This window comes from Patescibacteria group bacterium, assembly GCA_018817715.1.
In the GTDB taxonomy this organism is placed as follows: Bacteria; Patescibacteriota; Patescibacteriia; order Veblenbacterales; family UBA10138; genus JAHITT01.
Map to the genome: position 1 here is coordinate 139660 of JAHITT010000001.1, position 24042 is coordinate 163701.

A 24042-nucleotide genomic window follows, 5' to 3' on the forward strand; every position below is an offset into this window, starting at 1 on the left:
GATTAAAATTAAATTTCTTTTTAACATTTCCTTTATGTCTTTTTACCTGCTCTGCCTGTTGCACCTTAAAACGAGACGGCGTTCGGTAACGCGTCATAGGCTTATTGCTTTTGCTGGAATAATTACGCATACTATAATAATATAACACATCTTATAGTATTAAACTTACTTTTGTTTGTTTCAATAAGCTACTTTTATGACTTGGTCAATTATTTTTTTAATAATCGGTTTCGTCCTACTAATTAAAGGAGCTGATTTGCTGGTCGATGGCGCTTCTTCTTTAGCTAAACGACTTAAAATCCCAGCCTTAGTAATTGGTCTAACTATCGTGGCTTTCGGCACTTCCATGCCGGAACTTATTGTTAATTTATTAGCCAGCTTACGTGGCAATACAGATATTGCCATTGGCAACGTACTAGGTAGTAATATTTCTAACATCTTATTAATTATCGGCATAGCTTCTTTAATTTACCCTTTAGCTATTAAAACCAGTACAGTTTGGAAAGAAATCCCTTTAGCTCTTTTGGCCGTAGCTGCTTTAGGTATCCTAGCCAACGACAAATTAATAAATAAAGCTTCCATTAATATTATTGATGTATCTGATGGAATTATTTTAGGTTTATTCTTTCTGATTTTTTTGTACTATGTTTTTGAAATTAGTCGCAATAAAACAAGCCCAGATGAGGTTGCTATAAAACAACTACCTATTAGCAAATCAATCGCCCTGGTAATAATCGGTATTATTGGTTTAAGCTTAGGTGGCAATTGGGTAGTTGATAGCGCCGTCGCCCTAGCTAAAAATTGGGGCATAAGCGAATCCTTAATCGGTTTAACCATTGTAGCCATTGGTACCAGCCTGCCTGAACTTTTTACCTCAGTCGTGGCTGCTTGGAAAAAGAATCCTGATATTGCCATTGGTAACGTGGTTGGTAGTAATATTTTTAACATTTTGTGGATTGTCAGTGTTAGTGCCATAGTTAAACCCTTACCTTTTAACACCAGTTCTAATATAGATTTGGGCGTTACCATGCTCGCCACAATTTTGCTTTTTCTTTTTACCTTTATTGGACAAAAAAGAATTATTGAACGTTGGCAAGGCGCTTTATTCGTAATAAGTTATATAGTTTATATTGTTTACTTAGTAATAAAAGGTTAATAATCCCTTGATTATCTAAGAAGGTTCTGCTAAGATACGAAACGCACTTTAGTAACAGATTATAAATAGGGGTCCATAGCTCAGCTGGTAGAGCAGCGGCCTTTTAAGCCGCGTGTCGTGGGTTCGAGCCCCACTGGACCCACCATCCCGTCTGACGGGATTTATTCGGTCTTACAACTCCATTCAATAGAATGGAGTTTTTGATTATATGGGGATCGAAGGGTACGGATAAAAAGTGAACTGCTTCACTTTTTAGATGACCCCAGCTCTTTTTGGGAAAAATCGAGCCTTCTTCAAAGGAGAGTGCGAAATTTTGGGAAAAGAGGAGCCCCACTGGACCCACCAATACAAAACTGGCCGGGGAAAATTTTTAAAACCAATTCGTGGGTGGCTCGCGGAACCATTTTTTCTTACTCTCTGTCAGTAAACACTATGAGCCGACCGGAACTAGTTTTCTCCGCCTTATTCCAAACTCCCGTGCAAGTAATTAGATTAAGATGCGCTTTTCCGTCGCTTGAGTCAAACACATCAGAAGCATCCTCATTTTTGTCATATATCTGAATTTCGCGGACAACAAAAATAATATTCACCCCTTTTTCATCTTCAACAGATATTTTGTCACCTTTGCGTAGTTTATATAAATTATCAAATACCGCCGGCAGGTCATTCTTCCAGCTGTAATGCCCGGCAATAACGGAACTACCACTCTGCCCGGGACGCGGCCCAAGATTAAACCATGCTACTTTAACAGGGTCTTTTGGTACGTCCATTGCTCCGTCGGATGTAAGACCCACATACTCAATTGGAGCATCAACATTTATACTTGGAATTTTGAGACGCTCTGGTAATCCAACGTTTGCTTGTTCTAAGTTTGGAATAGTGACGACATTTTCAACAAGCATTGCCGAGCCATTTTGAGTTGAGCTTTTAGGTAAAAAATACAAAAGAAATACGATAAAAAGAGTTAATCCTGAAAGGATAACTATTGATAATAATGTTCGTTTTGATAAAATTTTTAATTGCATAAATTTTACAAAAGGTTCATGACCACAAATGCCAGACAAAAATTTGTCTGGCATTTGCTCATTAGTTTTTCTCAATGCTTAGACTAAACCGTTTGTTTTCTTCGAACAAAGTAGAAAAAAATTGAGACCGCAAAGACGCCCGCCAGGATGACGATATTCCAGGGAGTACCTTTCTCGTCAAAACCAATTCCCGTATTTGGTAGTTTTGGAGAGACTACTAGAAGTGGAGGTGTAGGAGTTATTGTGGGTGTTGGAGTTGGTGTAGGAGTTATTGTGGGTGTTGGAGTTGGTGTAGGAGTTATTGTGGGTGTTGGAGTTGGTGTAGGAGTTATTGTGGGTGTTGGAGTTGGTGTAGGAGTTATTGTGGGTGTTGGAGTTGAAACAGTAGGAATCGAAACAATATCAGCATCAAGAGTGACTGCGGTTTGAGCAAGAGCTCTACCATTTAGTGTTGCACCAGTGTTTAACACAATTGCTGTTTGATCCAATATATTTCCACTAAAGTTAGAGCCTGTTCCGAGTGTAGTTTGGCCTGCAACCTGCCAGAATATATTAGAAGCCTGTGCACCACCACTAAGGACAACTTTCACAGAGGAGCTTACAGTAAGAGTTTGTGCTATCTGGAAAATCCAAACATCATTTGCGCCACCAGAAAGAGTAACGTCTGTTGGTATTGTTACACCAGTGCTCCATTTATAAAGTCCTGGAGCAAGGGTCATTCCCCCAATGTTTCCTGCTCCTAATTCAGTAGCCGTCGGATTTATTCTTCCAGCAGCATCTGTATAGGCAGTTTCCATATCATTTATAGCTGTAACCATTTTAGCAGGTGTAGGAGACATATAATCAGCAGCATATGCTTTTCCGGTCACTAGAGCTGACGTCGAAAATGTATTCGAAGCATCTATTGTTAACCCAAAACCAGTCATAGCAGTTGCGCTGATTGGACTTACCCCAATATCTCCAGTAATTGAGGTGGCTCCAGTGGTTGAAATTCCTGATTTTGTCAAAATAACAAAATCACCCGCTGATCCAAGATTTACTGTGGCTGGACCAGCCGCGAATACAGTAATTGCTGAAGTGATAAACATTAAGAAAACAACCAACGTAGTTATTATTGAATTTTTATTAATTTTTTTCATAAATTTTTATAAATGATTATTTTTGATTATTAAGACCTTTCTCGTAACTTACTTATCTTGTGATAGTATTAAACACTTGTTTTTTAGATGAAGTCATCGACCTTTACATTAAGCGCTTTCGCTATTTTCTTGAGTGTATCGAGTGTTGGGTTCTGGTTCCTGCCGGTTTCAATTTTTACAATCGTATTAAGGGCGACATCGGCCAATCGCGCTAATTTTTCTTGAGATAACCCTTTGACTTCTCTTAACTTTCTTAACTTTTTAGCGATATTTGACATAATGCTATTTATAATTAGTGGATAAAATATTAACTGTACTACAGTTAAACTATCTTAATACTACACCTATGGTTAAATACTGTCAAGTAGTTAATTTTAATACTATCGATAACTTTACTGTAAGTTTATTAGGTGGCTATACCACGCACAACTCCATATTTTCTTGCGGTGCATTTTGCTTTGTAAAATACAAATCCCATCGGCGCGAAAAGCGAGTGGTAGTGGGGCGAAGTGTTCGTCCGTTTCAGAAATTTTTGCTAAAATAGGTTTAAGCGTGGTTGTATAAATATACCACAAAAAAATTACAGTACTTTTAAAGTACTGTAATTTTTTGTTGTAGTGACTTACTTTACAAAATTAAACCTCTTACTAATTTCTATCCGGCAAAGCTAATAGCTTTAACAACAATTCCCTAGTTACCTGCACATCAGCCAAAGCCCGATGAGCAGTTGGTTGGGATATGGAAAAATGCTTGGCTAAATATCCTAAATTATAACTACCAATCATAACTTTAGCTTTAGCCAAATCTAAAGTATCTAAAACTGGATTACTCAACGGCGGTAAACCTAAATCGCTTAAATGTTTGTTAATAAAAGATAAATCAAACTTGGCATTATGCGCCACCAAAGTTGCCCCAGAGGCAAACAACATAAAAGCCGGTATTACCTCTATTAAAGGCTTGCCTTGATTTAAAATCATCTCATTGGTTATACCATGAATGGCCACAGCCTCGGCTTCCACTCGTCGATTAGGATTAACTATGGTATCAAAAGAATCTACCACCTTATTCTGTTTTAACTTTTCCGCAGCCAACTCAACTATGGCATGGCCCGCTTTAGGATCCATACCAGTTGTTTCCACATCAAAAATAACATATTCAATATCCGACATAACTATAAGTATTTTAGCCGACCAGACTAATAAAAGCCAATAATTAAACTGCTTGTGAACAAATTGTGTATTCAGCACCCTTGCCCCTTAAGACCTTATCTGTGTAAAATAACGCTACTATGAATAAACCATCTACAGCTATTCGGGCTGATAAAATGCCGCCACAAAATCTGGAAGCTGAAATATCCACTTTAGGCGCCCTATTATTAGACAAAGATGCTATTGTTAAAATAGCTGATATTTTAGAACCTAATGATTTTTATAAAGATGCTCATGGTGATATTTACGAAGCCATGGTGCAACTATATGAAGCCCGCACGCCAATTGATATTTTGTCTTTATCCAGCCGTTTGCAAGAAAAAGGCAAGCTGGAAAGTATTGGCGGCCACAGCTTCTTGTCCAGCCTAGCGGAAAGCGTTCCCACGGCTAGCCATGTAGTACACTACGCCAAAATAGTCCAACGCAAAAGTACTTTGCGACGCATGTTATCAGCCGCTGCCGAAATTACCGGCCTAGGTTACCAAGAAACCGATGACATTGAAGACTTACTAGACCAAGCCGAAAGAAAACTTTACGGCATTTCCCAAAAATATTATCGGGAAAATTTTATTCCGATTAAACACGTTCTTAATGAAGCTTTTGACCGTATAGATGAATTACACAAAGAATCGGGTAAATTAAGAGGCCTGGCCACCGGCTTTACCGATTTGGATAATATTCTGGCTGGTTTGCAAAAATCCGACTTGGTTGTTTTAGCCGCCCGACCCAGTGTTGGTAAAACCGCCCTGGCTTTAGATATAGCCCGCCAAATCGCCACCAAACAAAAAATACCAGTGGGCATTTTTTCTTTAGAAATGTCCAAAGAACAACTAGTTGATCGCCTGTTGTGCTCCGAAGCCAATGTAGATATGTGGCGCATGCGTACTGGCAAACTTTCCGAACGAGAAGACGATTTTCCCCGCATTGGCCATGCTATGGGCGTACTATCGGAAGCACCAATTTTTATAGATGATTCAGCTACTGCTAATATAATGGAAATAAGAGCCAAAGCCAGACGTTTACAAATGGAACATGGTTTAGGCCTTATTATGGTGGATTACTTACAATTAATGGAAGGACGCTCAGCAGAAAATCGCGTGCAAGAAGTGGCCGAAATAACCCGCGGCCTAAAAGCCTTGGCCCGCGAACTTAATGTACCAGTACTAGCTTTGTCGCAGTTATCTCGTGCCGTAGAAATGAGTAAACCAGCCATACCTAAACTAGCTCACTTAAGAGAATCTGGTTCTATTGAACAGGATGCCGACGTAGTAATGTTTATTTATCGCAAAGCCGCTGATAAAAACTACCAAACCGAAGATTTACTACCTGAAGAAAAAAATATCGCCGAAATTCACATTGCCAAACATCGTAATGGTCCAACTGGCTTAGTAAAATTGTTCTTCAACGAGGCCTATGTTAGTTTTAAAAGTTTAGAAAAAAAATCGACTACTCCCCCTCCTCAATAAAAATTATTAAATAACCATTATAACTATGAGCATGTTTTCCAAACTCAAAGAAATTAAAGATTTAAGACATCAAGCTAAATCCATTCAAGACTTGTTAGCGCAAGAACACGTAGAAACCTCGGCTGCCTGGGGTAAAGTTACGGTTAAAATGAGTGGCAATCAGGAAATAGAAGAAATAATTATTGACCGAGAATTAATGACGCCTGATAAAAAATCCGACTTAGAAAAAGGCCTTAAAGAAGCGGTTAATGAAGCTAACAAAAAAGTACAAAAAATCATGGCCGCCAAAGTGCGTCAGCAAGGCGGTTTGAATATTCCTGGACTTAAGTAATAACTTATGGAAAAGGCTTGCGATTTTTGTAATAAAAACAATTTCGCCACCAGAATTTATTTGGAAAATAAATACTTTTATTGGCTACTAAACAGACGACCCCTTAAACCTGGGCATACTTTAATAATTCCCAAAAAACACTGCCTGGCTTTAACCGACCTAACCACCGAAGAAAACTCCCTTTTGTTAAATGATTTAAAAAAATATTTACCCCAGTTATTAAAAGTTTTTAAAGCTGTTGGTTATAATTTAGCTATTAATTTTTCTGAAACAGCCGGACAAACCGTCCCCCATTTACATATTCATATCGTTCCCCGGCCACAAAGTGACTCCACAGAAAAAGTTGATTATGTCCGAGCTGAATTTTACCGCAATACGCCGGAAATTAATCGAACCCTGCTAACAGAACAAGAAATTAATCAGCAAATTAAACTACTTAATCAATGAAACAAGCAGTTATAATTCATGGTTTTGGTGGTAGCCCAGACAATGGTTTTAAAGGCTGGCTTAAAAATGAATTAGAGCAAGCCGGATGGACAGTTTTTAATCCGCAAATGCCCAACCCCAAACAACCTCTCCAACAAGACTGGGTAAATACCATAATTCAAAATATTCCTAATCCGGACCAACAAACTTACCTGGTGGGCCACAGTTTAGGCTGTATTGCCATACTGCGGTATTTAGAACAATTGCCAAACAATATAAAAATCGGCGGCGTCTTCTTGGTGGCCGGTTTTAGTCAAATGCTAAAAGATGCCAAATACCAACCTCTGGCTAATTTTTTTAATAAACCGATTGCTTGGCCCAAAATCAAACAAGTTTGTCCTAATTTAATTTGTTTTTTCTCTAACAATGATTGGGCTGTGCCGGCTAAACAAATTACACCTTTTAAACAACAGGGCGCTAAAATAATTATTTTGCCAGACCGTGGCCATTTTTCCGACAATGACGGCTGTATTAATTTACCAGAACTAAAGCAAGCTATCCTCAATTTATCCAAAAAACCCGCTTGATTAAGCGGGTTTTTAAAAAATGAAACAAAATCTCCAATTAATTGTATTATATAGATATGGACTTAACTGCTTTAACAGACGAACAATTAGCTAATAAGGTACAACAGGGCCAATTTGAAGCCTTTGACCAACTAATGTCCCGCTATCAAGAAAAAATTCTGCGCTATGTAAAACGGCTAACCAATAACCGGCCAGATAGCGAAGATATTGTTCAGGAAACCTTTTTAAAAGCTTACCAAAATATTAATAGCTTTAAAATTGATATGCGTTGGTCGCCCTGGCTGTACCGTATCGCCCATAATTTAAGCTTTAATTTTTTAAAACGTTTAAGCTACAGCCCCTTGCCGTTTTTTGACCCCGACACCCTGTGGCCCCATCCTGTAGCTCCCGAAGATCCTAATAAAGATATTTTGGATAAAGAACTGAAAGAACATTTAGATGACTGTTTAAAAAAATTAAAACCCAAATACCGCGAAGTAGTTATTATGCGCCACCAAGAAGACTTATCCTACAAAGACATAGCAGAAATTCTAAAAATACCTTTGGGCACAGTTAGCATCCGGCTCAAACGGGCTGGCCAAGAGCTTAAAAAAATTTGCCAACCACAGGATTTAAAATATGACTAAACTCAATCAACCACTCAATTTAAATAACCTTAAACAACTGGTCACAGCCAAAATAACCAGCGGCCAAGTAAAAATGCACAGCAAAACTTTCTTTGCTACGGGCCGAGTTTTAAGTTGGCTAAGCGGCCTATTGTTTAGCTTATTATTAATACTGCTAACTAGTTTTATAGTTTATGTTCTACGTTATAATAGTTTAGTTTTTAAAGGCTTTGGTTGGTCTGGTTTAAATATTTTTCTAAATTCCTTGCCTATTTTAGCCTTAATAATCGTTACTTTACTGGGTTTAAGTTTAAGCTTATTAGCTTGGCGCCAAACACCAGCTTATAAAAAACCAGCCGCTTACACTGTTGGACTCACTATAGTTGTAAGCCTAATAATCGGCTTAGCTATTAATCTAACCCCTTTGCATGCCCGACTGGCTGAAAAAGCCTTTAACCGACAATTACCAGTTTTAGGTCCAGTCTATAGCCAAAATCTTAATGGCCGCTGGTTAGGCGCTACCGCTGGCACTATCACAGATATACAAAATAATAATTGGGAAATTGAAGATAATTTGCAAACTCTGTGGTTAGTAAAAATAAGCCCAACCACTCGCTTTCCTTTTGATAAAGATTTCCACATTGGCGATAAAGTCATAATCCACGGACCAACCAGTAACCAAACCATCAAAGCTAAGGGGGTTAGAAAAATAGATGATCAAGAAAAAATAAACTTCCCTCATATGCAAAATGGACGAGGTCCGGGTAAATTACGCAACCCGCGACCATTACCCAATCCCTAATTATGAAACAAAAGAGTCGGCCCGTTTGTATTAATAAGTGAAAGGTCGATTAATAAAAACTTATCTTAGTAAACTTATGAAAAAAACAGCTATTATGGTAACTTCGTTAGTTTTGGGTTTAGGCTTGGTTTATACTGCTTTAGCCGCTGGACCAACCAACAGTTACAAAAATAACCAAGCCGGTTTTGGTCGGCAAAATATGTTAGATAGTAAAGCTAAAATATTAGGCCTAACTAGCGACGAATTAAAAACCAAACTGGATTCTGGTTTAAACTTCCAACAAATTGCCGAGCAACAGAATATCTCCTTAGCTGATTGGCAAGCTAAAATAAAAGCCAATCATCAGGAAAAATTACAAAAAATGGTAAGTGCTGGAATTATTACTCAAGACCAAGCTGACAGCCGTTTACAACAAATGGCCGAAAGGCAAAACAATCACCCTAACAACCAACCCTTTAACAAAGGTGCCAACCGAGGCTTACATTTTGGCAGAGGTATGAGTTTAGGTCTTAATCGTTAATCTTTAAGACTAACTAATTCACTGCTAAAAAGAGCTTTATTTATAAGCTCTTTTTGGTATAATAAACAAGTGTTAATAAGTCAAAATAAACAAATCTTAATCCCGCCCTGGCGGGACTAAATCTTAAATAATTCTCAATACCCAAATCAAAATTAGGATTTAGGATTTAGGATTTAAAATTTTTAATTTTTTCTATCATGTCACCCACTCCGCACGCTTTAGAACAATTACTCAAAGAATTTTCCCAACTACCTGGCATCGGCCCTAAAACAGCTGAACGCTTAGTTTACTATTTACTTAAAAAACCAAAAAATAATTTACTAAATTTTGCCGCTAGTCTAAAAAAAGTCCATGCTGAAGTAGGTACTTGTTCTGTTTGTTTTAGGTTTGCCGATCAGAATCCTTGCCAGATTTGTACCGATAGTAAACGTGATCATCATATTATCTGCGTAGTAGCCGCCAGCCAAAATATACCCGCCCTAGAAAAAACTCACGCCTTCCATGGTTTATATCATGTTTTGGGTGGTTTAATAAATCCTTTGGAAGGCATAACGCCGGATCAAATACGTTTTAAAGAATTAATAAATCGCTTAAAAACCAATGGCGTTCAAGAAGTAATTCTGGCCCTTAATCCTGACATAAATGGCGAAACAACCAATTTATATTTAAGTCAAATGATAAAACCTTTAAAAATAAAAGTTACTCGCCTGGCTCGTGGCCTGCCCATGGGAGCTGATTTGGAATATGCTGACGAAATAACTTTGGAAAACGCTCTTAAAGAACGACGGGAATTGTAATAATACTGGTAGCCAATCTATAACCCCACTTAGCTTTAAGCCAAGTGGGGTTATATTATTTATTCATCATCCTCATCATCTTCTTCTTCCTCTTCAGATTCTTTGTCGTACTCTTCTGTTTCTTCTTCTTGAGGTTGATAACCAGCAACGTCATCGTTGGCTTGGTCATCATTTTGTATCAGCTCGTCATCGAGCATATGTTATATCCTTGTTCTTTAGTTTTTTAAAACTAAAGCATTAGGTTGATTAGTTTATTTAAGATATCTTACCTACCTTAACTTCGGTAAAAGGCTGCCGGTGGCCATAAACTTTATGATACCTGACCTTGGCTTTATAATGGACTACTCTTATTTTTTTAGCCCGACCCTGTTTTAAAACCGTTGCCTTAATTTCCAATTTTACATTGGGTTGGCCAATGGTTACTTCAGAACCATCATCTTCGGCTGTTAACAAAACATCATTTAAAACAAAATCTTTAGCCACTTCCGAATTAATTTTTTCTATTTTTAAAACATCGCCCTCGTGAACCAAATACTGTTTGCCACCAGTGCGAACTACGGCCATCTTAGACATAATTTAAATACCATTAAAAATATAAGCTTAGGTAGAATACTATAACCACTGGCTAGTGTCAACCCTGCAAACAATTAATTTTTTTGGCTAATCTTAGGGTAAATATTCAATTTTAAGACCCTCTTTAACATTATTTTCTTTAGCCCAACCAGCTGAAGTTTCTAAAACCATATCCACTGGTTGAGGCGGGGTAACAGTTTGCACACGAGGATCTTCTAGTAAGGGTGGTGGCACGTTACTGTTTATACCCACCACCACACCTTGATAAAACCAAATTATATCAATAGAAAAGTTCATTTTATCCATCCAAAAAGTATAAACATCCGACTGACCAAAAACAAACAACATTCCCCGATTTTTATTTAAAAAAGGCCGACCAGACAAACCTTTAGCTTGATCCTCTGGGGTAGTAGCTAGTTCCACTGTTAACTCACCCTGAGCTAATTTAATTCTTTTTTCTGGTAAGGTTTTAAGAGTCTGCTGAGCACTACAACCGGCCAATAAAATTACTACCAAACTTAGCCCTATAAGGCTTGACTTTTTTAGCATATTGGTATTATAGTAAAGTATTCTTTAAAAATCTATTAAATAAATTTGGTCACCCAAAACAAAAACAACCTTAACAATTAGGAGTACATCATGGAAATAGCACTGATAGCCTTATTAGAAGAGTTCTTTCAGTTAGTTAAATCTAGAATAACCAGCACTTCTACCCAAATATTTATTGAACAATTTTCCTTGTTTTGTAAAAAATATTCCATCATAGAAACTGACAGGGAGAAATTCCTAAAATCGTCTATCAATAGTTACAATATAAAATATGAAGACGAAACTTCTCACGAAAAATTCGATAAACTAAATAACTTGCCTGAGTTTAGAGAATTAATAGATAATATAAAAATTGCCACCAAAGAAAAAAAAGAAATAGACATCTTAAGAAATCAACTTTTTGAATCTATAGACAAAGAAGAATTTGAAAAAACAATATTTAAAGAAATTGAAAAAAACATTCTAGAAACAAATAAAGATATTTTTACTAACAACAAAATATCCAATCTGATAATAGAATGTAATCGCTGGTCAATTAAACCAAATAAAATAATGTCAACAGTAAAAGAATCTTGCAAAGATCCTCAAATATATTTTGACAAAAAAATCTCTGTTTTCTCTATTGCTGAATTTATAAATTAATATACACAATAATTCCTTCAAGGTCCGCTTATATAAGTTGGCCTTGCTTTTTTTTATAAGCCCAAACCAATACTATACCTAACATTATCATTACTAAAACCAAAACCAGCAAAGCCCAAATTTTACCTAAGCTACTTAAAAATAAAGCTGTTAAACCAAACAAAGCAGTTAAAACATAAAGAAAAACCACTGCTTGACGATGCGATAAACCAACATCCAATAAACGATGGTGCAAGTGGCGCCTATCTGAAGCTGCTAAACTTTTCTTTTCCAAAAACAAACGTCTAATAATTACCCAAACCACATCCAATATCGGCACGCCCATAACTAACAAAGCCGTAGCAATTTTACTACCGCTAATAATAGCCAATACACCCAACATAAAACCAATATACAAACTACCACCTTCGCCCAAAAAAATCTTAGCCGGCTGCCAGTTCCACCACAAAAAACCTAAACAAGCGCCCGCCATCACCAAAGCCAAATAACCAACCGACGGCTGGTAAAAGGCTGTTACTTGAGTTAAACCAAAAATTATTAAACTACCAATTAAACCAATACCCGTAGCCAAACCATCTAAACCATCTAATAATTTAGTGGTATACATAGTGCCTAACAGCCAAAAAAAGGTCAAAAACAAGCCTAAATAAGGCCAAAAATCATTAAGCTTAATAACACCGCCCAAGGGATTGGTAACAGCCGAAACTGTCACACCGCCAACCATAACAGTGGCCACCGCTAGCAGTGGCCAAAGAATCTGTTGCCAAGGCTTAAGTTTGTAGCAATCATCCAAATACCCGCCGACCATTAATAAACCACTGCCAATCATTAAACTTATAATTTGTCTAGCAGTTATATCTCGACCAATTATTAAATCTGTAAAAAAGGCTAAATAACCAACCAACAACAAAACTGTTAACCAAATAGCCGTACCGCCCAACAAAGCCACCGGTTGTGAATGAATTTTTCTTAGATTATCCGGATTATCCACTATTTTAAAATGCCAAGCTACTTTTTTTACTAAAAAAGTTAAACTATAAGCCACTATAAAACTGATAATAAAAAAAATAATTTTCATATTAACCTTGTTTAGTTTTATCTAACCAGGTTTGTAATAAAAAAACTGCCGCCAATTCATCACGCTCCTTAGGACTACCTTGATTAATGGCCGTATCAGCCTGTCGCGAAGTTAATCTTTCATCCTGCAAACTAACCGGCACCGATAAGCTATCTGTTAATAATTTGGCAAAACGCTGGCAATCTTTAGTTTGTTCGGAAATTTGACCAGATAAACTTACTGGCTCCCCTACTACTACTCGACTAACACCTTCTTCGGTTATCAAACTTGTAATAGCTGTTAATATTTCATTATCAGATAAATCTTTTAGCACACCACGCGGAAAAGCTAAACCTATTTCGGTATCACCAATAGCTAAACCAACTCGCTTACTACCATAATCTATGGCCAAAATCTTCATATAACCAACTTAAAAAGTAAAATCTTATTTAGTTAATATCTCACAACCTTTATCAGTAACGGCTACAGTTACTTCAAAATGAGCTGACAGGCTACCGTCAGTAGTTACAACTGTCCAACCATCAGATAAAACTTTAATATCAGACTGGCCCATATTAACCATTGGTTCTAAAGCTACAGTCATACCAGTTTTAAACTTTAAACCTTGGCCCGCCTGACCAAAATTTGGTATGGGCGGATCTTCGTGAACAGCATAACCAACCCCGTGACCAACCATTTGTTTAACCACACTAAAACCCTGCTTTTCAACATAAACCTGAACAGCCTGACCAAAATCTCCAACAGTAGCCCCGTCTTTAATAACAGCCAAACCAACACTTAAAGCCTGCTTGGTAACCTTAATTAGCTTTTCTGCTTGGCTAGATATTTTCCCCACGGCCACGGTTATAGCCATATCAGTACATAAGCCTTGATACCAACAACCAACATCTAAACCAACTAACTGGCCAGTTTGCAGTATAATATTGGAACTAGGCAAACCATGTACTACGGCGCTGTCAACCGAAGTGCATAAAGTCGCCGGATAAGGATTACCAGTTTCTTTACCATAATGTAAAAAAGAGGGTTTAGCTCCCCTATCTTTTAATAATTTTTCCGCCAAATCATTTAAATAAGCCGTACTAACGCCTGGTTTAACTTCTGTAGCTACTAAATGTAGAACCTCAGCTAAAATCCGCCCACCTTGGCGCATTATTTCTATTTCTTCGTTTTTTTTAATCAATTTAGACATTCTACTTTCTGGATAATAATTCTTTTTCTATCAAAGACGCTACCTGATCAATAGTCTGATGGCCATCAATGGTTAACAAAGTTCCTTTTTGTTTATAAAACTCTAACAAAGGTTCGGTTTGATCATGATAAGTTTGTAAACGCTGTTTAATAACTTCTGGAACATCATCAACCCGTTGTTCTAAAGCCCCACCGCATTTATTACAAATCCCCACTTGGCTAGGTGGCTGATAATCAATATGATAAACTGCCCCACAAACCAAACAATTCCGCCGGCCAGCAATTCTTTTAATTCCTTCTTCATCCGATAAAGCCAAATTAATAACTAAAACATCTGGCATTAATTTATACAAAAATTCAGCCTGGGCCAAAGTCCTAGGATAACCGTCTAATATAAATCCTTGAGGCGACTCACCTAACCTAGCCCCCACCAAATGATTGGTAATGTCATCGGGCATCAACTGACCTTTATCTATCACCTCTTTTACCTGCTGACCTAAATTAGAACCACTGCTAACAGCCTGCCGAAAAATTTCACCAGTAGAAATATGAGCCAAACCAAAACCGGCGGCTAATCTTTTGGCTTGGGTTCCTTTGCCACTACCCTGTGGACCAATAATAACAAAGTGCCTATTTAATATCATAAAAACAAAAACCGTTGTTTAAAATCCAACGGCTCAATTTTACCTTGATTAAACGACTTTATCAAGAATCTTCTTATAATTCATCATAATCTCGCATAACCAACTGGGCATTTATTTGCCTAACCGTGTCAATAACTACCGACACCACGATTAACAAGGAAGTACCTCCAATAACCAAAAGCTGGGAACCGGTAACCACCTGCATACCCAAAGGCAAAACAGCAATCAAGCTTAAGAATAAGGCGCCGGGCAAAACTACTCGATTCATAGTTTGTGAAAGAAAATCAACCGTGCTTTTACCAGGACGAATACCGGGTATAAAGCCACCTTGTTTTTGTAAATTCTCCGCTACCTGATCTGGTTTAAAAACGACTGAAGTATAAAAATAAGTAAAAGCAAAAACTAAAATAAAATAAAATACACCATAAAATATCTGGTTCTGAAAAAGATTTATGGTAAATTCGGCTCCTTTAACTAACAAAGCTGATTGAGATTTAACAAAAAATTGAGCAATCATCGGCGGCACCAAGACTACAGAAATAGCAAAAATAATAGGAATAACGCCGGCCTGCAAAAGCCTTAGTGGTAAATAACTAGTAGCCCCGCCTAAAGTAGTGGAACCCCTAACCATACGAGCATAAGTTACCGGGATATTACGTTGAGCTTCAGTAACCACCACCACCGCCACCACAGTAAGTAAGGCTATGGCTATAAAAATAATAACGCTAAATAACTGAGTGGGGTCGTAAGTAGCAATAGTTTGTTGAATTTGTTTAGGCACCGAAGCTACGATACCGGCAAAAATCAATAAAGACACCCCGTTACCAATTTTCTTTTCGGAAATTATTTCACCCAACCAAACCAAAAAAACTGTACCCGCTGTTACTGTTACTAAACTAGTAATAAGTTTTAAACCCTGCAAATCCGGTATTAACCCGCCCCCGCTTTGACTACGCAACAAAACCATAAAACTATAAGCTTGAAGCAAAGACAAAGGTACGGTTAACCAACGGGTATACTGGTTTATTTTTTGTTGACCAGCTTCACCTTCTTTAGACATTTCTTGCCACTTAGGTACTATCATGGTTAACAGTTGGACAATAATGGAGGCTGTTATATAAGGCCCCACACCCAACATAACCACAGAAAAATTTTCCAAACCACCACCAGAAAATATATTAAGCAAACCAAAAAATTGATTAGAGGCAAAAAAATTTCTTAAGCCAACAGCATCAACTCCTGGAATCGGTAAATGAGCCAATAAACGAAAAACTACCAAAATAAAAAGAACAAATAAAATATTATTTCTTAAATCCGGTGTTTTCCAAATTTGTTCTATCTTTTGCCACATAATCTAAATCTAATTAAATGGCTATTTAACAGCCACAATCTCTACTTGACCACCAGCTGCTTCCACAACCGCCTGAGCGCCCTTAGAAACAGCCTGAACCTTAACTTTTAACTTAACAGTTAATTTAGTATTACCAATTAACTTTAATGGCCGAACCGGACCACGAACCAAACGTTTACTCTTTAAAAAAGAATAATCTACCACTGTCCCGTCGGGAAAAGTAGCTAAACGATCAATAGTCACCGTAGCAAAACTTTTTTGCAAACTCTTAAAACCCCTAACTTTAGGTAAACGAGCAACAAAATGCTTAACACCTAACTGACCCAAACCTTTACGTCCACCTTGCCTGGCTCGTTGACCTTTTAAGCCTCGAGTAGAATAAGTACCATGACCAGAAGCATTACCACGGCCTAAACGTTTCTTAGAACGCCTTGATTTGGCTGGGGATCTTAAACTGTTTAAAGCTAATACCATAATTTTATTTCTTAACAATCTTCATACGGCTAAAAGCGGCTAAAACAGCCCGCACATTATTTATTTTATTGGCTGAGCCTAATATTTTAGAAACCACGTTAGGCACACCAGCTAATTCCAAAACTATTCTAACTGGACCACCAGCAATTATACCAGTACCAACTTTAGCTGGTCTTAATAAAACTTTAGCGCTCTTATATTTTATTGTAGTTTCGTGGGGCAAAGTTTCACCTCTTAAAGGCACACTAATTAAATCCCGCTTGGCTTTAGTAGTCGCTTTGCTAATAGCTAAACTGACATCAGCACCTTTAGCTAAGCCAGCGCCCACTTTTCCTTTACGGTCGCCTACTACTACTAAGGCCCGAAAACGCATCCTTTTACCACCGGCCATAACACGAGTAACCCTGGACAATTCCACTATTCGTTGATCAAATTCGTCTTCTACTCTGTCCCGTCTAGGGCCACGCCGGCCAAAACCGCGCCTGTCATTTTGTGATTTTTGCATAACCATAATATATTTTTACCTAAAATTTCAAACCCGCTTGCCTGAGGCTTTCAGCCAAAGCTTTTACCCGGCCATGATAAGCAAAACCAGCTCGATCAAAGACCGCTTCCTTGATACCTAATTTAACTAATTTTTCCCCTAATAACTGGCCCACTTGAGCCGCTATAGCCAAAGGTTTAAGTTCTTTTTTAAGGTCTAATTCCTTATCTAAAACTGACACTATAGTATGGCCTTTAACATCATCTATAGCTTGAGCCGAAATATGTTTTAAACTGCGCCACACCACCACCCGCGGACAAGCCGCCGTACCATTGACATGACTTCTAACCCGCTTATGGCGATGGATACGATTTTGAGATCGAGAATTATTCATAAAATATTTTCCTACTTAGCGCCAGCTGCCTTAACTACTTTGCCGGCCTTACGACGAATAACTTCATTAAGATATTTTATACCCTTACCTTTATAAGGCTCTGGTTTGCGCAAAGCCCTTATTTCGGCGGCTACCTGACCAACTTCTTGCTTATTAGCGCCAGTTAAAATGATAATGTTTTTTTCTACTTTAGCACTAATATTTTTAGGAATATCAAAACGAACTGGATGAGAAAAACCCAAATTAAAAACTAAAGTTTCCCCTTCTATTTGAACCTTAAAACCAATACCCGATAATTCCAAAGATTTACTATAACCTTCGTGGACACCTTGAACAGCATTAGCAACTAATTGCCGAGCTAAACCCCATAAAGCCCGTTGTGCTCGGTCAGAGCTATCGGTCACACTAACCGATAAAACATTGTCCGTCTGTTGTACCTTAACCCGACCAGGCAATTGTTCGGTTACTTCACCTTTGGGGCCTTTAGCGGTAAAGGATCGACCAACTATAGTCACTTGAACACCGGCTGGTATATTAATTGGTAATTTTCCTAATCTAGACATAAATTTCTTTAATAAATTTCACAAATTACCTCACCACCTAATTTAGCTGCCCGGGCTTTTTTGTTGGTCATTAAACCTTGGGATGTTGAAACTATCGCTATACCCAAACCCGATAAAACTTTAGGCAAAGAATCGCTTTTAACATAATGCCGTCGACCAGGCTTGCTGATTCTTTTTAAATTTTGAATGGCTGGCTTACCTTTAAGATACTTTAAAGATATTACCAAAGACCTCTTTGGCGAAGTTTCTTCACCAATCGCTTCAATATAACCTTCATCTAATAATATTTGAGCTAGCCCAGCCTTAAGGTTGGAATAAGGCACCAGCACCCGGCTCTTATTTACTAGAGCGGCGTTGCGAATTCGAGCTAACATGTCACTAATTGGATCTGTCATAAACTAAAAATGGAATATAAATTACCAGCTGGCTTTTGTAATACCGGGTATTTCACCGTTATTGGCCAATTCTCTAAAACAAATACGGCACATATTAAAATCTCTCATATAACCATGCTTTCGACCACAACGCCAACAACGCCTCACTATACGAGTAGAGTATTTTGCCTTAGTTAGAGAACGGCGAGATTTTACTTCTTGAGCGGTTGTAGACATAATCTTGTTTACTTACTAAAAGGGAAACCCAACAATTCAAATAAACGTAAAGTTAAATCACGGGCTCGACCACTAGTTACGACTGTAACTTCCAAACCGTGTAAGGCTTCTATTTCGTCAGACCTAATTTCCGGAAAAACTACGTGTTCTTTAAAACCAATAGTTAAATTACCCTGCTGATCAATTATTTTTTTGGATAAACCTCGAAAATCCCTAACCCGAGGCAAAGTAATATTGACAAACCTATCCAAAAAATCATACATTCTTTGGCCACGCAAAGTTACACTAACACCCACCACCATACCTTCCCGAATCTTAAAATTAGAAATAGACTTCTTGGCTTTAGTAAAAACCGGTTTTTGTCCGCTAATACGCTGTAAAGTTTTAAAAGCATTTTCCTGTTGTTTAGTATCACTTAAAACCTTACCTAAACCAATATTCAGAACTACTTTTTGCAATCGAGGCATTTGCATAATATTTTGCAAAGAAAATTCCTTTTGCAAAACTAACCAAGCGGCCTGCCACAAATCTTTAATTGTTTTATGATTTTCTTTCATAGATTAAATAGTCACTAATGATTGCTTACAACGATGGCATAACCTGACTTTTTTACCATCAGTAGTCGTTGATAAAGTAATTCTGGTTCCTTTGCTACAATGCGGACAAACCACCATCAACTTATTAGCCTTTAAAGGAGCGGCAAACTGCACTTTACTACCACCCTGCCCCTTACCACTGGCTTTTAAATGCTTAAACCTCAAATTTACTCCCTCCACCACTACTAAACTTTCCTCGGGAAAAACTTGGGTTACCTTACCTTGTTTACCCTTGTCTCGTCCAGCTAAAACCTTAACAATATCATTTTTCTTTATTTTTAACTTAATAAACATAAGCGTAAATTACAAAACCTCGGGAGCTAAAGAAACAATCTTTTGAAAACCCTTATTTCTTAATTCTCGAGCAATCGGACCAAAAATACGAGTGCCCTTAGGTTCCTTGGATTTTTTATCAATAATCACTATAGCATTTTCATCAAACCTAACATAAGACCCATCAGTTCTCCTTTGTTCCTTACGTGTCCTGACCACAACCGCTGTAACCACTTCACTTTTTTTAACCATACCATGCGGTTCAGCTGATTTTATTACGGCTGTTATCAAATCACCAATTCGAGCATAACGTTTTTTGTAACCACCTAAAACACGTATACATTGAACCTTCTTGGCTCCTGTATTATCGGCTACTTTTAACATGGATCTAAGTTGTATCATAAAATATTTACTTTAATTTACCAACAATACGCCAACGCTTAAGGCGTGATAACGGACGAGTAGCTTCCAAAATTACTTTATCACCCAATTTATATTCATTTTTTTCATCATGCGCATGATAACGTTGGCTTAAACGAATCCGTTTACCATATTTAGGATGAACAACCACTCTTTCCACCTTAACCACCCGAGTTTTATCGGTTTTAGCCGATACCACCAAGCCTTCTAAGCTACGTTTAATTTTATTTGTCTTAACTAAAATCATATAATACCAATTATTTATTAACCCTTCTGCTGAGCTGTTTTAAAACGAGCAATCTGTTTACGGATTTTTCTTATACTACGAACATCTTTAAGATCTTGTTGAGCCACCCGCAAACGCAAAGCCCTTAATTCTTGAACAGCCTGGGCCAATTTTTGCTCCAATTGCCCTTTATCTAAATTATCTTCTGTTTTAGGAGTTTGTTTAGTCATACAAATTATACCTTTTTAACTATAGTAGTTTTAACCGGCAATTTAAAAGAGGCCAACCGAAAAGCTGTAGAGGCTTCTTCATCATTTACACCACCAAGCTCAAACATAATCGTACCAGGCTTAATGGGCGCCACATAATGATCCACCGCACCTTTACCACCACCCATACGTATTTCATTACCCTTAACAGTAATTGATTTATCCGGAAAAATCCTAATCCATAATTTACCCTTACGTTGCAGGCTACCAGTAATCGCCCGACGAGCCGCTTCTATCTGACGCGACGTTATCCAATTAGCTTCCAAAGACTTCAGGCCAAAGCTACCAAAACTTAAATTAATCTTTTGGCTGGCTTTACCTTTAATTTGATCGCCTCGATGATGCTTGCGATATTTTACTTTCTTAGGAATCAACATAAAAACTAATTAATTAACGATTGAACCGGCCGCGACGGCCAAAAGATGGACGATGGGGCGGTGTTGACATTATAGAATTTGTCCCACCCTCGCCTCGATTAATCCAAACCTTTATACCTAAAACACCATAAGTCGTCTTGGCTGTAGTGCGAGCGTAATCAACTTCGGCACGTAAAGTATGTAAGGGCACCTTACCAACGCTTAATTTTTCACTACGAGCTATTTCGGCACCATTCAAACGACCGCCGACCATTACCTTAACACCCAAAGCACCCGACTTCATTACTTGATCAATAGCCTGTTTCATTACCCTTCTAAAAGGCATTCTTTTTTCTAATTCTAAAGCCATATTCTCCGCCACAATTTCCGGAGACAACATGGGATTGGTAACTTCTTGAATATTAAGTTGCAAATTTTGACCAATTTTTAAAAATTTATCTTTCATTTCTTTTTTTAAATCTTCAGCACCAGCACCCCCTCGACCAATCACTAAACCCGGTTTAGCCGTCTGAATATTAACTGTTAAACTGTTAGCACCTCTTTCCACTTCTAAACCAGCCACTGACGCGCCACGTAGTTTTTTTCTTAACCAACGTCTTAATCTGACATCTACTTCTACCATCTCACTGTATTCACGTTCGTTAAACCATTTTGACTTCCAGGTATATAAGATTCCCATTCGGAAAATTTTTGGATGTACTTTCTGTCCCATATCTATTTTTTACTAGCTGATTTAGGAGCCACATCGCTTAAAACAACCTTAATGTGACTGGTTGGCCGTCTTAAAGGCGTGGCTCGACCCATGGCTTTAGGTTGCCAACGCTTTAAAACAGGTCCTTGATTAACTTGAATAGTTTTAACCCACCAATCAGACGGCTCCAATTTTAAATTAGATTTTCCGTTAGCGGCCGCTGATTTTATTAATTTAATTACCGGCTTGGCTGAGCCCTTACTTAAATTATTTAACTGACGCTCGGCCTCCGCCAAAGTCTTACCACGCACCAAATCAATTACTAATTTGACTTTGCGGGGAGATAATCTGGTGAATTTTAATTGTGCTTGTACTTCCATAAATCTAAATTATTTCTTAGGAGTGACTACTGGGGCAGCCACTGGCTTAGCAGCTACAGCAGCGGCGGCGGCTTGTTCCTTAGCCATCCTACCACCGTGACCAGTGAATTTACGGGTTGGAGAAAACTCGCCCAACTTATGACCGACCATATCTTCCACCACCAAAACCGGTATATGAATCCGACCATTATGAACACCAATAGTAAAACCGACCATTTCTGGAGTAATAACTGAATCGCGTGACCAAGTTTTTATAATAGTCTTATCGCCCACCTTTAATCTACCTAATTTAATAAGTAGTTTGGCATTGACAAATGGTCCTTTTTTTAAACTTCTAGACATATAAAATTCTATTAACGTCTCCTCTTAGAACGACGACTAACAATAAACCTATTAGAAGCTTTAGTTGACCGTCTGGTCTTAACACCTAAAGCTGGTTTACCCCAAGGTGTCTTAGGGTGTTTAAGACCAATAGGATTATGGCCTTCACCACCACCATGAGGATGATCCACTGGATTCATAGCCTTACCTCGTACCGTCGGTTTAAAACCCATATGACGCCTGCGACCAGCTTTACCCAATCTAACATTGGAGTGATCTATATTACCAACTTGACCAACTGTTGCCAAGCAACCATTAGCTACATCTCTTATTTCCCCTGAAGGCAACTTTAATCTTACTAAACCAGTCTCACTGGACATAACAATCGCCCAAGCTCCAGCTGATTTTACCATTACGCCGCCCTGTCCGGGAGTCAATTCAATATCATGCACCTGAACCCCGACTGGTATATGTTTTAAAGGTAAGCGATTACCAGTTTTTATTTCTATAAATTTCTGTGATGACATTATTTTGTCACCAACTTTAAGTCCAGTAGGAGCCAAAATATAACTTCGGCTACCATCACTATAAACAAGTAAAGCTAAATTAGCCGTCCGATTAGGATCATAGGCCAACAACTCTACTTTAGCTTCCAAATCATATTTTTGACGCTTAGAATCTACCTCCCTTAATAATCGTTTAGCTCCCCCGCCACGATGCCGCACGGTAATACGACCTTGAGCATTTCGTCCGGCCTTAGAAGTTTTGCCCTTAGTTAAACTCTTAAGTGGCCTTGACTTACTAACTTCCGACAACAAAACACCGGCATGGCGCCTTCCTGGAGTAGTTGGTTTGTAATTCTTAACTGGCATATCTTAAATACTAAATAGATTTAGTTGTTTGTAAAGTTTGACCAGGCGCTAAACGAACTGTCATAATACGACGAATCCTAGTCTGACCAATGTTACGACCACGTCGAACAGTCTTACGTGGTAAATTACGGGCATTAACCGCTATCACTCGCACACCATGAGCCGATTCAATTGCTTTTTTAACAACGATTTTAGAAACACCTGGTTTCACTTTAAAACTGTATTGACCCTGGGACTGCAAACGAGTAGCTTTTTCCGAAACTTGTGGCAACAATAAAACAGCTGGAGCCTTAGTTATTTTCTTAGGCAAGCTAAAGGTTTTTATTTTAGGTTTTTTCTTTAATAAAGCCATAAAATTTTACTTAACCGCTTTTAAAACTCTGGTCATTAATTCCTGCAAAGCGTCTTCCGAAATTAACCAATGTGGTAGTTTTATACCATCATAAGAATTAAATTGCCTTACTGACATTATATTGGCACCAGGAATATTATTAAAACCGCGTCGTAAAGCCTTTTCCTTGTCCGACAATAAAAGTAAATACTTTTTTCTGGGCACAGCTAAGGCTTTAATAATTTCCACAAAAACTTTAGTTTTATCCGCCTGGGGCCAAGCTTTAACCACTGTTACTCGACCAGCTGATAAATAATCTTTCACCGTCATAACAGCGGCAGCGGATTTTAATTTAGTTGGCAAGCTTTGACTGTGGTCTCGTTGTTTCCGTGGGCCAAAAACTACACCACCACCCACCCATAAAGGCGACCTAATAGAACCATGTCTGGCTCGGCCGGTGCCCTTTTGCTTCCAAGGTTTTTTACCACCACCTCTAACTTCGCTACGATTTTTAGTATGAGCCGTATCAGCGCGACGATTAGCTTGATAAGCCACTACCACTTGATGCACCACTGATGGTTTAACCACCACTGCTTGCAAAGCCTCGGGCAAATTTACTTCCCCGACTGACTTACCTTTATTATCTAAAATGGAAATTTTTGCGTCTGACATA

General features: G+C 38.1%; 40 protein-coding genes and 1 tRNA gene. 11 read left to right on the forward strand and 30 right to left on the reverse strand.

Features of this window, described 5'->3' with window-relative positions; translation table 11 throughout:
• Positions 1-196 precede the first annotated feature (196 nt).
• Both KKC17_00795 and KKC17_00800 read left to right on the forward strand, forming a co-directional pair.
• A complete protein-coding gene (locus tag KKC17_00795; protein MBU1038763.1) occupies positions 197-1156 on the forward strand; it encodes a calcium/sodium antiporter in 960 nt (319 codons plus the stop codon).
• Positions 1157-1225: 69 nt separating this feature from the next.
• Positions 1226-1301: transfer RNA gene (locus KKC17_00800), tRNA-Lys, on the forward strand.
• A 265-nt stretch (positions 1302-1566) separates the two neighbouring features.
• On the opposite strand, the gene KKC17_00805 is transcribed toward KKC17_00800, so the two are convergent.
• From KKC17_00805 to KKC17_00820, 4 genes are all read right to left on the reverse strand, one after another.
• Positions 1567-2181, reverse strand: a complete 615-nt coding sequence (locus tag KKC17_00805; GenBank protein ID MBU1038764.1) for a class F sortase — start codon at positions 2179-2181, stop codon at positions 1567-1569.
• A gap of 83 nt (positions 2182-2264) precedes the next feature.
• Positions 2265-3320 carry a DUF3494 domain-containing protein gene (locus tag KKC17_00810; GenBank protein MBU1038765.1) on the reverse strand — a complete coding sequence of 352 codons (1056 nt, stop codon included), beginning with the start codon at positions 3318-3320 and terminating at the stop codon, positions 2265-2267.
• Positions 3321-3403: 83 nt separating this feature from the next.
• A complete protein-coding gene (locus KKC17_00815) occupies positions 3404-3598 on the reverse strand; it encodes a helix-turn-helix domain-containing protein (GenBank protein ID MBU1038766.1) in 195 nt (64 codons plus the stop codon).
• Between the two features lie 369 nt (positions 3599-3967).
• The gene (locus tag KKC17_00820; GenBank protein MBU1038767.1) at positions 3968-4489 is read right to left on the reverse strand and encodes a 3'-5' exonuclease; all 522 of its coding nucleotides are present in this window, start codon (positions 4487-4489) and stop codon (positions 3968-3970) included.
• Positions 4490-4608: 119 nt separating this feature from the next.
• Here KKC17_00820 and dnaB point away from each other — a divergent pair, with 119 nt between their 5' ends.
• From dnaB to recR, 8 genes are all read left to right on the forward strand, one after another.
• Positions 4609-5994: a replicative DNA helicase gene (gene dnaB / locus KKC17_00825; GenBank protein MBU1038768.1), complete on the forward strand. Its 1386-nt coding sequence runs from the start codon at positions 4609-4611 to the stop codon at positions 5992-5994.
• A 25-nt stretch (positions 5995-6019) separates the two neighbouring features.
• Positions 6020-6325 (forward strand): YbaB/EbfC family nucleoid-associated protein, encoded by a 306-nt coding sequence (locus KKC17_00830; protein ID MBU1038769.1) that lies wholly within the window; start codon positions 6020-6022, stop codon positions 6323-6325.
• Positions 6326-6331: 6 nt separating this feature from the next.
• Positions 6332-6772 carry an HIT domain-containing protein gene (locus KKC17_00835; protein ID MBU1038770.1) on the forward strand — a complete coding sequence of 147 codons (441 nt, stop codon included), beginning with the start codon at positions 6332-6334 and terminating at the stop codon, positions 6770-6772.
• Positions 6769-7338, forward strand: a complete 570-nt coding sequence (locus KKC17_00840) for an alpha/beta hydrolase (protein MBU1038771.1) — start codon at positions 6769-6771, stop codon at positions 7336-7338. The genes KKC17_00835 and KKC17_00840 overlap by 4 nt, the downstream gene beginning before the upstream one ends.
• Before the next feature lie 56 nt (positions 7339-7394).
• A complete protein-coding gene (locus tag KKC17_00845; GenBank protein MBU1038772.1) occupies positions 7395-7964 on the forward strand; it encodes an RNA polymerase sigma factor in 570 nt (189 codons plus the stop codon).
• Positions 7957-8745 carry a hypothetical protein gene (locus KKC17_00850; GenBank protein MBU1038773.1) on the forward strand — a complete coding sequence of 263 codons (789 nt, stop codon included), beginning with the start codon at positions 7957-7959 and terminating at the stop codon, positions 8743-8745. Before KKC17_00845 ends, KKC17_00850 begins: the two co-directional genes overlap by 8 nt.
• 76 nt (positions 8746-8821) lie before the next feature.
• The gene (locus tag KKC17_00855; GenBank protein MBU1038774.1) at positions 8822-9265 is read left to right on the forward strand and encodes a YckD family protein; all 444 of its coding nucleotides are present in this window, start codon (positions 8822-8824) and stop codon (positions 9263-9265) included.
• A 197-nt stretch (positions 9266-9462) separates the two neighbouring features.
• On the forward strand, positions 9463-10062 hold the full coding sequence (gene recR / locus KKC17_00860) for a recombination mediator RecR (protein ID MBU1038775.1): 600 nt from the start codon (positions 9463-9465) through the stop codon (positions 10060-10062).
• A gap of 59 nt (positions 10063-10121) precedes the next feature.
• On the opposite strand, the gene KKC17_00865 is transcribed toward recR, so the two are convergent.
• The 3 genes from KKC17_00865 to KKC17_00875 all read right to left on the reverse strand — a co-directional run bounded on the left by KKC17_00865 (position 10122) and on the right by KKC17_00875 (position 11184).
• The gene (locus KKC17_00865; protein MBU1038776.1) at positions 10122-10259 is read right to left on the reverse strand and encodes a hypothetical protein; all 138 of its coding nucleotides are present in this window, start codon (positions 10257-10259) and stop codon (positions 10122-10124) included.
• 58 nt (positions 10260-10317) lie between these two features.
• Positions 10318-10626: a 50S ribosomal protein L21 gene (gene rplU, locus KKC17_00870; GenBank protein MBU1038777.1), complete on the reverse strand. Its 309-nt coding sequence runs from the start codon at positions 10624-10626 to the stop codon at positions 10318-10320.
• A gap of 102 nt (positions 10627-10728) precedes the next feature.
• Positions 10729-11184: a DUF192 domain-containing protein gene (locus tag KKC17_00875; GenBank protein MBU1038778.1), complete on the reverse strand. Its 456-nt coding sequence runs from the start codon at positions 11182-11184 to the stop codon at positions 10729-10731.
• A gap of 90 nt (positions 11185-11274) precedes the next feature.
• Here KKC17_00875 and KKC17_00880 point away from each other — a divergent pair, with 90 nt between their 5' ends.
• Positions 11275-11826 (forward strand): hypothetical protein, encoded by a 552-nt coding sequence (locus KKC17_00880; GenBank protein ID MBU1038779.1) that lies wholly within the window; start codon positions 11275-11277, stop codon positions 11824-11826.
• Between the two features lie 28 nt (positions 11827-11854).
• Here KKC17_00880 and KKC17_00885 read toward each other — a convergent pair whose 3' ends face one another.
• The 23 genes from KKC17_00885 to rplD form a co-directional block, all read right to left on the reverse strand.
• A complete protein-coding gene (locus KKC17_00885) occupies positions 11855-12904 on the reverse strand; it encodes an undecaprenyl/decaprenyl-phosphate alpha-N-acetylglucosaminyl 1-phosphate transferase (protein ID MBU1038780.1) in 1050 nt (349 codons plus the stop codon).
• Position 12905: 1 nt separating this feature from the next.
• Complete coding sequence (gene ruvX, locus KKC17_00890; GenBank protein ID MBU1038781.1) at positions 12906-13304, reverse strand: Holliday junction resolvase RuvX; 399 nt, start codon at positions 13302-13304, stop codon at positions 12906-12908.
• 24 nt (positions 13305-13328) lie between these two features.
• Positions 13329-14093 (reverse strand): type I methionyl aminopeptidase, encoded by a 765-nt coding sequence (gene map, locus KKC17_00895; GenBank protein MBU1038782.1) that lies wholly within the window; start codon positions 14091-14093, stop codon positions 13329-13331.
• Between the two features lies 1 nt (position 14094).
• Complete coding sequence (locus KKC17_00900) at positions 14095-14736, reverse strand: adenylate kinase (protein MBU1038783.1); 642 nt, start codon at positions 14734-14736, stop codon at positions 14095-14097.
• 73 nt (positions 14737-14809) lie between these two features.
• On the reverse strand, positions 14810-16087 hold the full coding sequence (gene secY, locus KKC17_00905; GenBank protein ID MBU1038784.1) for a preprotein translocase subunit SecY: 1278 nt from the start codon (positions 16085-16087) through the stop codon (positions 14810-14812).
• A 21-nt stretch (positions 16088-16108) separates the two neighbouring features.
• Positions 16109-16561, reverse strand: a complete 453-nt coding sequence (gene rplO, locus KKC17_00910) for a 50S ribosomal protein L15 (GenBank protein ID MBU1038785.1) — start codon at positions 16559-16561, stop codon at positions 16109-16111.
• A 4-nt stretch (positions 16562-16565) separates the two neighbouring features.
• Positions 16566-17066 carry a 30S ribosomal protein S5 gene (gene rpsE / locus KKC17_00915; protein ID MBU1038786.1) on the reverse strand — a complete coding sequence of 167 codons (501 nt, stop codon included), beginning with the start codon at positions 17064-17066 and terminating at the stop codon, positions 16566-16568.
• Between the two features lie 19 nt (positions 17067-17085).
• Positions 17086-17439, reverse strand: coding sequence for a 50S ribosomal protein L18 (rplR, locus tag KKC17_00920; protein ID MBU1038787.1), 354 nt, complete (start codon positions 17437-17439; stop codon positions 17086-17088).
• 11 nt (positions 17440-17450) lie between these two features.
• A complete protein-coding gene (rplF, locus tag KKC17_00925) occupies positions 17451-18002 on the reverse strand; it encodes a 50S ribosomal protein L6 (GenBank protein MBU1038788.1) in 552 nt (183 codons plus the stop codon).
• An 8-nt stretch (positions 18003-18010) separates the two neighbouring features.
• Entirely contained in the window at positions 18011-18397 is a 387-nt protein-coding gene (gene rpsH / locus KKC17_00930) for a 30S ribosomal protein S8 (GenBank protein MBU1038789.1), read from the reverse strand.
• Between the two features lie 21 nt (positions 18398-18418).
• Complete coding sequence (locus KKC17_00935) at positions 18419-18613, reverse strand: type Z 30S ribosomal protein S14 (GenBank protein MBU1038790.1); 195 nt, start codon at positions 18611-18613, stop codon at positions 18419-18421.
• 8 nt (positions 18614-18621) lie between these two features.
• Positions 18622-19170: a 50S ribosomal protein L5 gene (rplE, locus tag KKC17_00940; GenBank protein MBU1038791.1), complete on the reverse strand. Its 549-nt coding sequence runs from the start codon at positions 19168-19170 to the stop codon at positions 18622-18624.
• A 3-nt stretch (positions 19171-19173) separates the two neighbouring features.
• Entirely contained in the window at positions 19174-19503 is a 330-nt protein-coding gene (gene rplX / locus KKC17_00945; protein ID MBU1038792.1) for a 50S ribosomal protein L24, read from the reverse strand.
• Positions 19504-19512: 9 nt separating this feature from the next.
• Positions 19513-19884 carry a 50S ribosomal protein L14 gene (rplN, locus tag KKC17_00950; protein ID MBU1038793.1) on the reverse strand — a complete coding sequence of 124 codons (372 nt, stop codon included), beginning with the start codon at positions 19882-19884 and terminating at the stop codon, positions 19513-19515.
• 7 nt (positions 19885-19891) lie between these two features.
• Positions 19892-20149, reverse strand: a complete 258-nt coding sequence (gene rpsQ / locus KKC17_00955) for a 30S ribosomal protein S17 (GenBank protein ID MBU1038794.1) — start codon at positions 20147-20149, stop codon at positions 19892-19894.
• Positions 20150-20166: 17 nt separating this feature from the next.
• Entirely contained in the window at positions 20167-20358 is a 192-nt protein-coding gene (rpmC, locus tag KKC17_00960) for a 50S ribosomal protein L29 (protein ID MBU1038795.1), read from the reverse strand.
• A 5-nt stretch (positions 20359-20363) separates the two neighbouring features.
• Positions 20364-20774 (reverse strand): 50S ribosomal protein L16, encoded by a 411-nt coding sequence (rplP, locus tag KKC17_00965; GenBank protein ID MBU1038796.1) that lies wholly within the window; start codon positions 20772-20774, stop codon positions 20364-20366.
• 13 nt (positions 20775-20787) lie between these two features.
• Positions 20788-21486 (reverse strand): 30S ribosomal protein S3, encoded by a 699-nt coding sequence (rpsC, locus tag KKC17_00970; GenBank protein MBU1038797.1) that lies wholly within the window; start codon positions 21484-21486, stop codon positions 20788-20790.
• A 2-nt stretch (positions 21487-21488) separates the two neighbouring features.
• Entirely contained in the window at positions 21489-21845 is a 357-nt protein-coding gene (rplV, locus tag KKC17_00975; protein ID MBU1038798.1) for a 50S ribosomal protein L22, read from the reverse strand.
• A 9-nt stretch (positions 21846-21854) separates the two neighbouring features.
• A complete protein-coding gene (gene rpsS, locus KKC17_00980) occupies positions 21855-22187 on the reverse strand; it encodes a 30S ribosomal protein S19 (protein ID MBU1038799.1) in 333 nt (110 codons plus the stop codon).
• Between the two features lie 11 nt (positions 22188-22198).
• Positions 22199-23038, reverse strand: a complete 840-nt coding sequence (rplB, locus tag KKC17_00985) for a 50S ribosomal protein L2 (GenBank protein ID MBU1038800.1) — start codon at positions 23036-23038, stop codon at positions 22199-22201.
• Positions 23039-23048: 10 nt separating this feature from the next.
• Positions 23049-23390 carry a 50S ribosomal protein L23 gene (locus KKC17_00990; protein MBU1038801.1) on the reverse strand — a complete coding sequence of 114 codons (342 nt, stop codon included), beginning with the start codon at positions 23388-23390 and terminating at the stop codon, positions 23049-23051.
• Between the two features lie 6 nt (positions 23391-23396).
• Positions 23397-24041, reverse strand: a complete 645-nt coding sequence (gene rplD, locus KKC17_00995; protein MBU1038802.1) for a 50S ribosomal protein L4 — start codon at positions 24039-24041, stop codon at positions 23397-23399.
• Between the last annotated feature and the right edge of the window lies 1 nt (position 24042).

Bases quoted from the DNA above. Each gene is read 5' to 3' on its own strand.
- KKC17_00795 (MBU1038763.1), top strand. From the start codon at position 197: ATGACTTGGTCAATTATTTTTTTAATAATCGGTTTCGTCCTACTAATT.
- KKC17_00805 (MBU1038764.1), bottom strand. From the start codon at position 2,181: ATGCAATTAAAAATTTTATCAAAACGAACATTATTATCAATAGTTATC.
- KKC17_00810 (MBU1038765.1), bottom strand. From the start codon at position 3,320: ATGAAAAAAATTAATAAAAATTCAATAATAACTACGTTGGTTGTTTTC.
- KKC17_00815 (MBU1038766.1), bottom strand. From the start codon at position 3,598: ATGTCAAATATCGCTAAAAAGTTAAGAAAGTTAAGAGAAGTCAAAGGG.
- KKC17_00820 (MBU1038767.1), bottom strand. From the start codon at position 4,489: ATGTCGGATATTGAATATGTTATTTTTGATGTGGAAACAACTGGTATG.
- dnaB (MBU1038768.1), top strand. From the start codon at position 4,609: ATGAATAAACCATCTACAGCTATTCGGGCTGATAAAATGCCGCCACAA.
- KKC17_00830 (MBU1038769.1), top strand. From the start codon at position 6,020: ATGAGCATGTTTTCCAAACTCAAAGAAATTAAAGATTTAAGACATCAA.
- KKC17_00835 (MBU1038770.1), top strand. From the start codon at position 6,332: ATGGAAAAGGCTTGCGATTTTTGTAATAAAAACAATTTCGCCACCAGA.
- KKC17_00840 (MBU1038771.1), top strand. From the start codon at position 6,769: ATGAAACAAGCAGTTATAATTCATGGTTTTGGTGGTAGCCCAGACAAT.
- KKC17_00845 (MBU1038772.1), top strand. From the start codon at position 7,395: ATGGACTTAACTGCTTTAACAGACGAACAATTAGCTAATAAGGTACAA.
- KKC17_00850 (MBU1038773.1), top strand. From the start codon at position 7,957: ATGACTAAACTCAATCAACCACTCAATTTAAATAACCTTAAACAACTG.
- KKC17_00855 (MBU1038774.1), top strand. From the start codon at position 8,822: ATGAAAAAAACAGCTATTATGGTAACTTCGTTAGTTTTGGGTTTAGGC.
- recR (MBU1038775.1), top strand. From the start codon at position 9,463: ATGTCACCCACTCCGCACGCTTTAGAACAATTACTCAAAGAATTTTCC.
- KKC17_00865 (MBU1038776.1), bottom strand. From the start codon at position 10,259: ATGCTCGATGACGAGCTGATACAAAATGATGACCAAGCCAACGATGAC.
- rplU (MBU1038777.1), bottom strand. From the start codon at position 10,626: ATGGCCGTAGTTCGCACTGGTGGCAAACAGTATTTGGTTCACGAGGGC.
- KKC17_00875 (MBU1038778.1), bottom strand. From the start codon at position 11,184: ATGCTAAAAAAGTCAAGCCTTATAGGGCTAAGTTTGGTAGTAATTTTA.
- KKC17_00880 (MBU1038779.1), top strand. From the start codon at position 11,275: ATGGAAATAGCACTGATAGCCTTATTAGAAGAGTTCTTTCAGTTAGTT.
- KKC17_00885 (MBU1038780.1), bottom strand. From the start codon at position 12,904: ATGAAAATTATTTTTTTTATTATCAGTTTTATAGTGGCTTATAGTTTA.
- ruvX (MBU1038781.1), bottom strand. From the start codon at position 13,304: ATGAAGATTTTGGCCATAGATTATGGTAGTAAGCGAGTTGGTTTAGCT.
- map (MBU1038782.1), bottom strand. From the start codon at position 14,093: ATGTCTAAATTGATTAAAAAAAACGAAGAAATAGAAATAATGCGCCAA.
- KKC17_00900 (MBU1038783.1), bottom strand. From the start codon at position 14,736: ATGATATTAAATAGGCACTTTGTTATTATTGGTCCACAGGGTAGTGGC.
- secY (MBU1038784.1), bottom strand. From the start codon at position 16,087: ATGTGGCAAAAGATAGAACAAATTTGGAAAACACCGGATTTAAGAAAT.
- rplO (MBU1038785.1), bottom strand. From the start codon at position 16,561: ATGGTATTAGCTTTAAACAGTTTAAGATCCCCAGCCAAATCAAGGCGT.
- rpsE (MBU1038786.1), bottom strand. From the start codon at position 17,066: ATGCAAAAATCACAAAATGACAGGCGCGGTTTTGGCCGGCGTGGCCCT.
- rplR (MBU1038787.1), bottom strand. From the start codon at position 17,439: ATGAATAATTCTCGATCTCAAAATCGTATCCATCGCCATAAGCGGGTT.
- rplF (MBU1038788.1), bottom strand. From the start codon at position 18,002: ATGTCTAGATTAGGAAAATTACCAATTAATATACCAGCCGGTGTTCAA.
- rpsH (MBU1038789.1), bottom strand. From the start codon at position 18,397: ATGACAGATCCAATTAGTGACATGTTAGCTCGAATTCGCAACGCCGCT.
- KKC17_00935 (MBU1038790.1), bottom strand. From the start codon at position 18,613: ATGTCTACAACCGCTCAAGAAGTAAAATCTCGCCGTTCTCTAACTAAG.
- rplE (MBU1038791.1), bottom strand. From the start codon at position 19,170: ATGAAAGAAAATCATAAAACAATTAAAGATTTGTGGCAGGCCGCTTGG.
- rplX (MBU1038792.1), bottom strand. From the start codon at position 19,503: ATGTTTATTAAGTTAAAAATAAAGAAAAATGATATTGTTAAGGTTTTA.
- rplN (MBU1038793.1), bottom strand. From the start codon at position 19,884: ATGATACAACTTAGATCCATGTTAAAAGTAGCCGATAATACAGGAGCC.
- rpsQ (MBU1038794.1), bottom strand. From the start codon at position 20,149: ATGATTTTAGTTAAGACAAATAAAATTAAACGTAGCTTAGAAGGCTTG.
- rpmC (MBU1038795.1), bottom strand. From the start codon at position 20,358: ATGACTAAACAAACTCCTAAAACAGAAGATAATTTAGATAAAGGGCAA.
- rplP (MBU1038796.1), bottom strand. From the start codon at position 20,774: ATGTTGATTCCTAAGAAAGTAAAATATCGCAAGCATCATCGAGGCGAT.
- rpsC (MBU1038797.1), bottom strand. From the start codon at position 21,486: ATGGGACAGAAAGTACATCCAAAAATTTTCCGAATGGGAATCTTATAT.
- rplV (MBU1038798.1), bottom strand. From the start codon at position 21,845: ATGGAAGTACAAGCACAATTAAAATTCACCAGATTATCTCCCCGCAAA.
- rpsS (MBU1038799.1), bottom strand. From the start codon at position 22,187: ATGTCTAGAAGTTTAAAAAAAGGACCATTTGTCAATGCCAAACTACTT.
- rplB (MBU1038800.1), bottom strand. From the start codon at position 23,038: ATGCCAGTTAAGAATTACAAACCAACTACTCCAGGAAGGCGCCATGCC.
- KKC17_00990 (MBU1038801.1), bottom strand. From the start codon at position 23,390: ATGGCTTTATTAAAGAAAAAACCTAAAATAAAAACCTTTAGCTTGCCT.
- rplD (MBU1038802.1), bottom strand. From the start codon at position 24,041: ATGTCAGACGCAAAAATTTCCATTTTAGATAATAAAGGTAAGTCAGTC.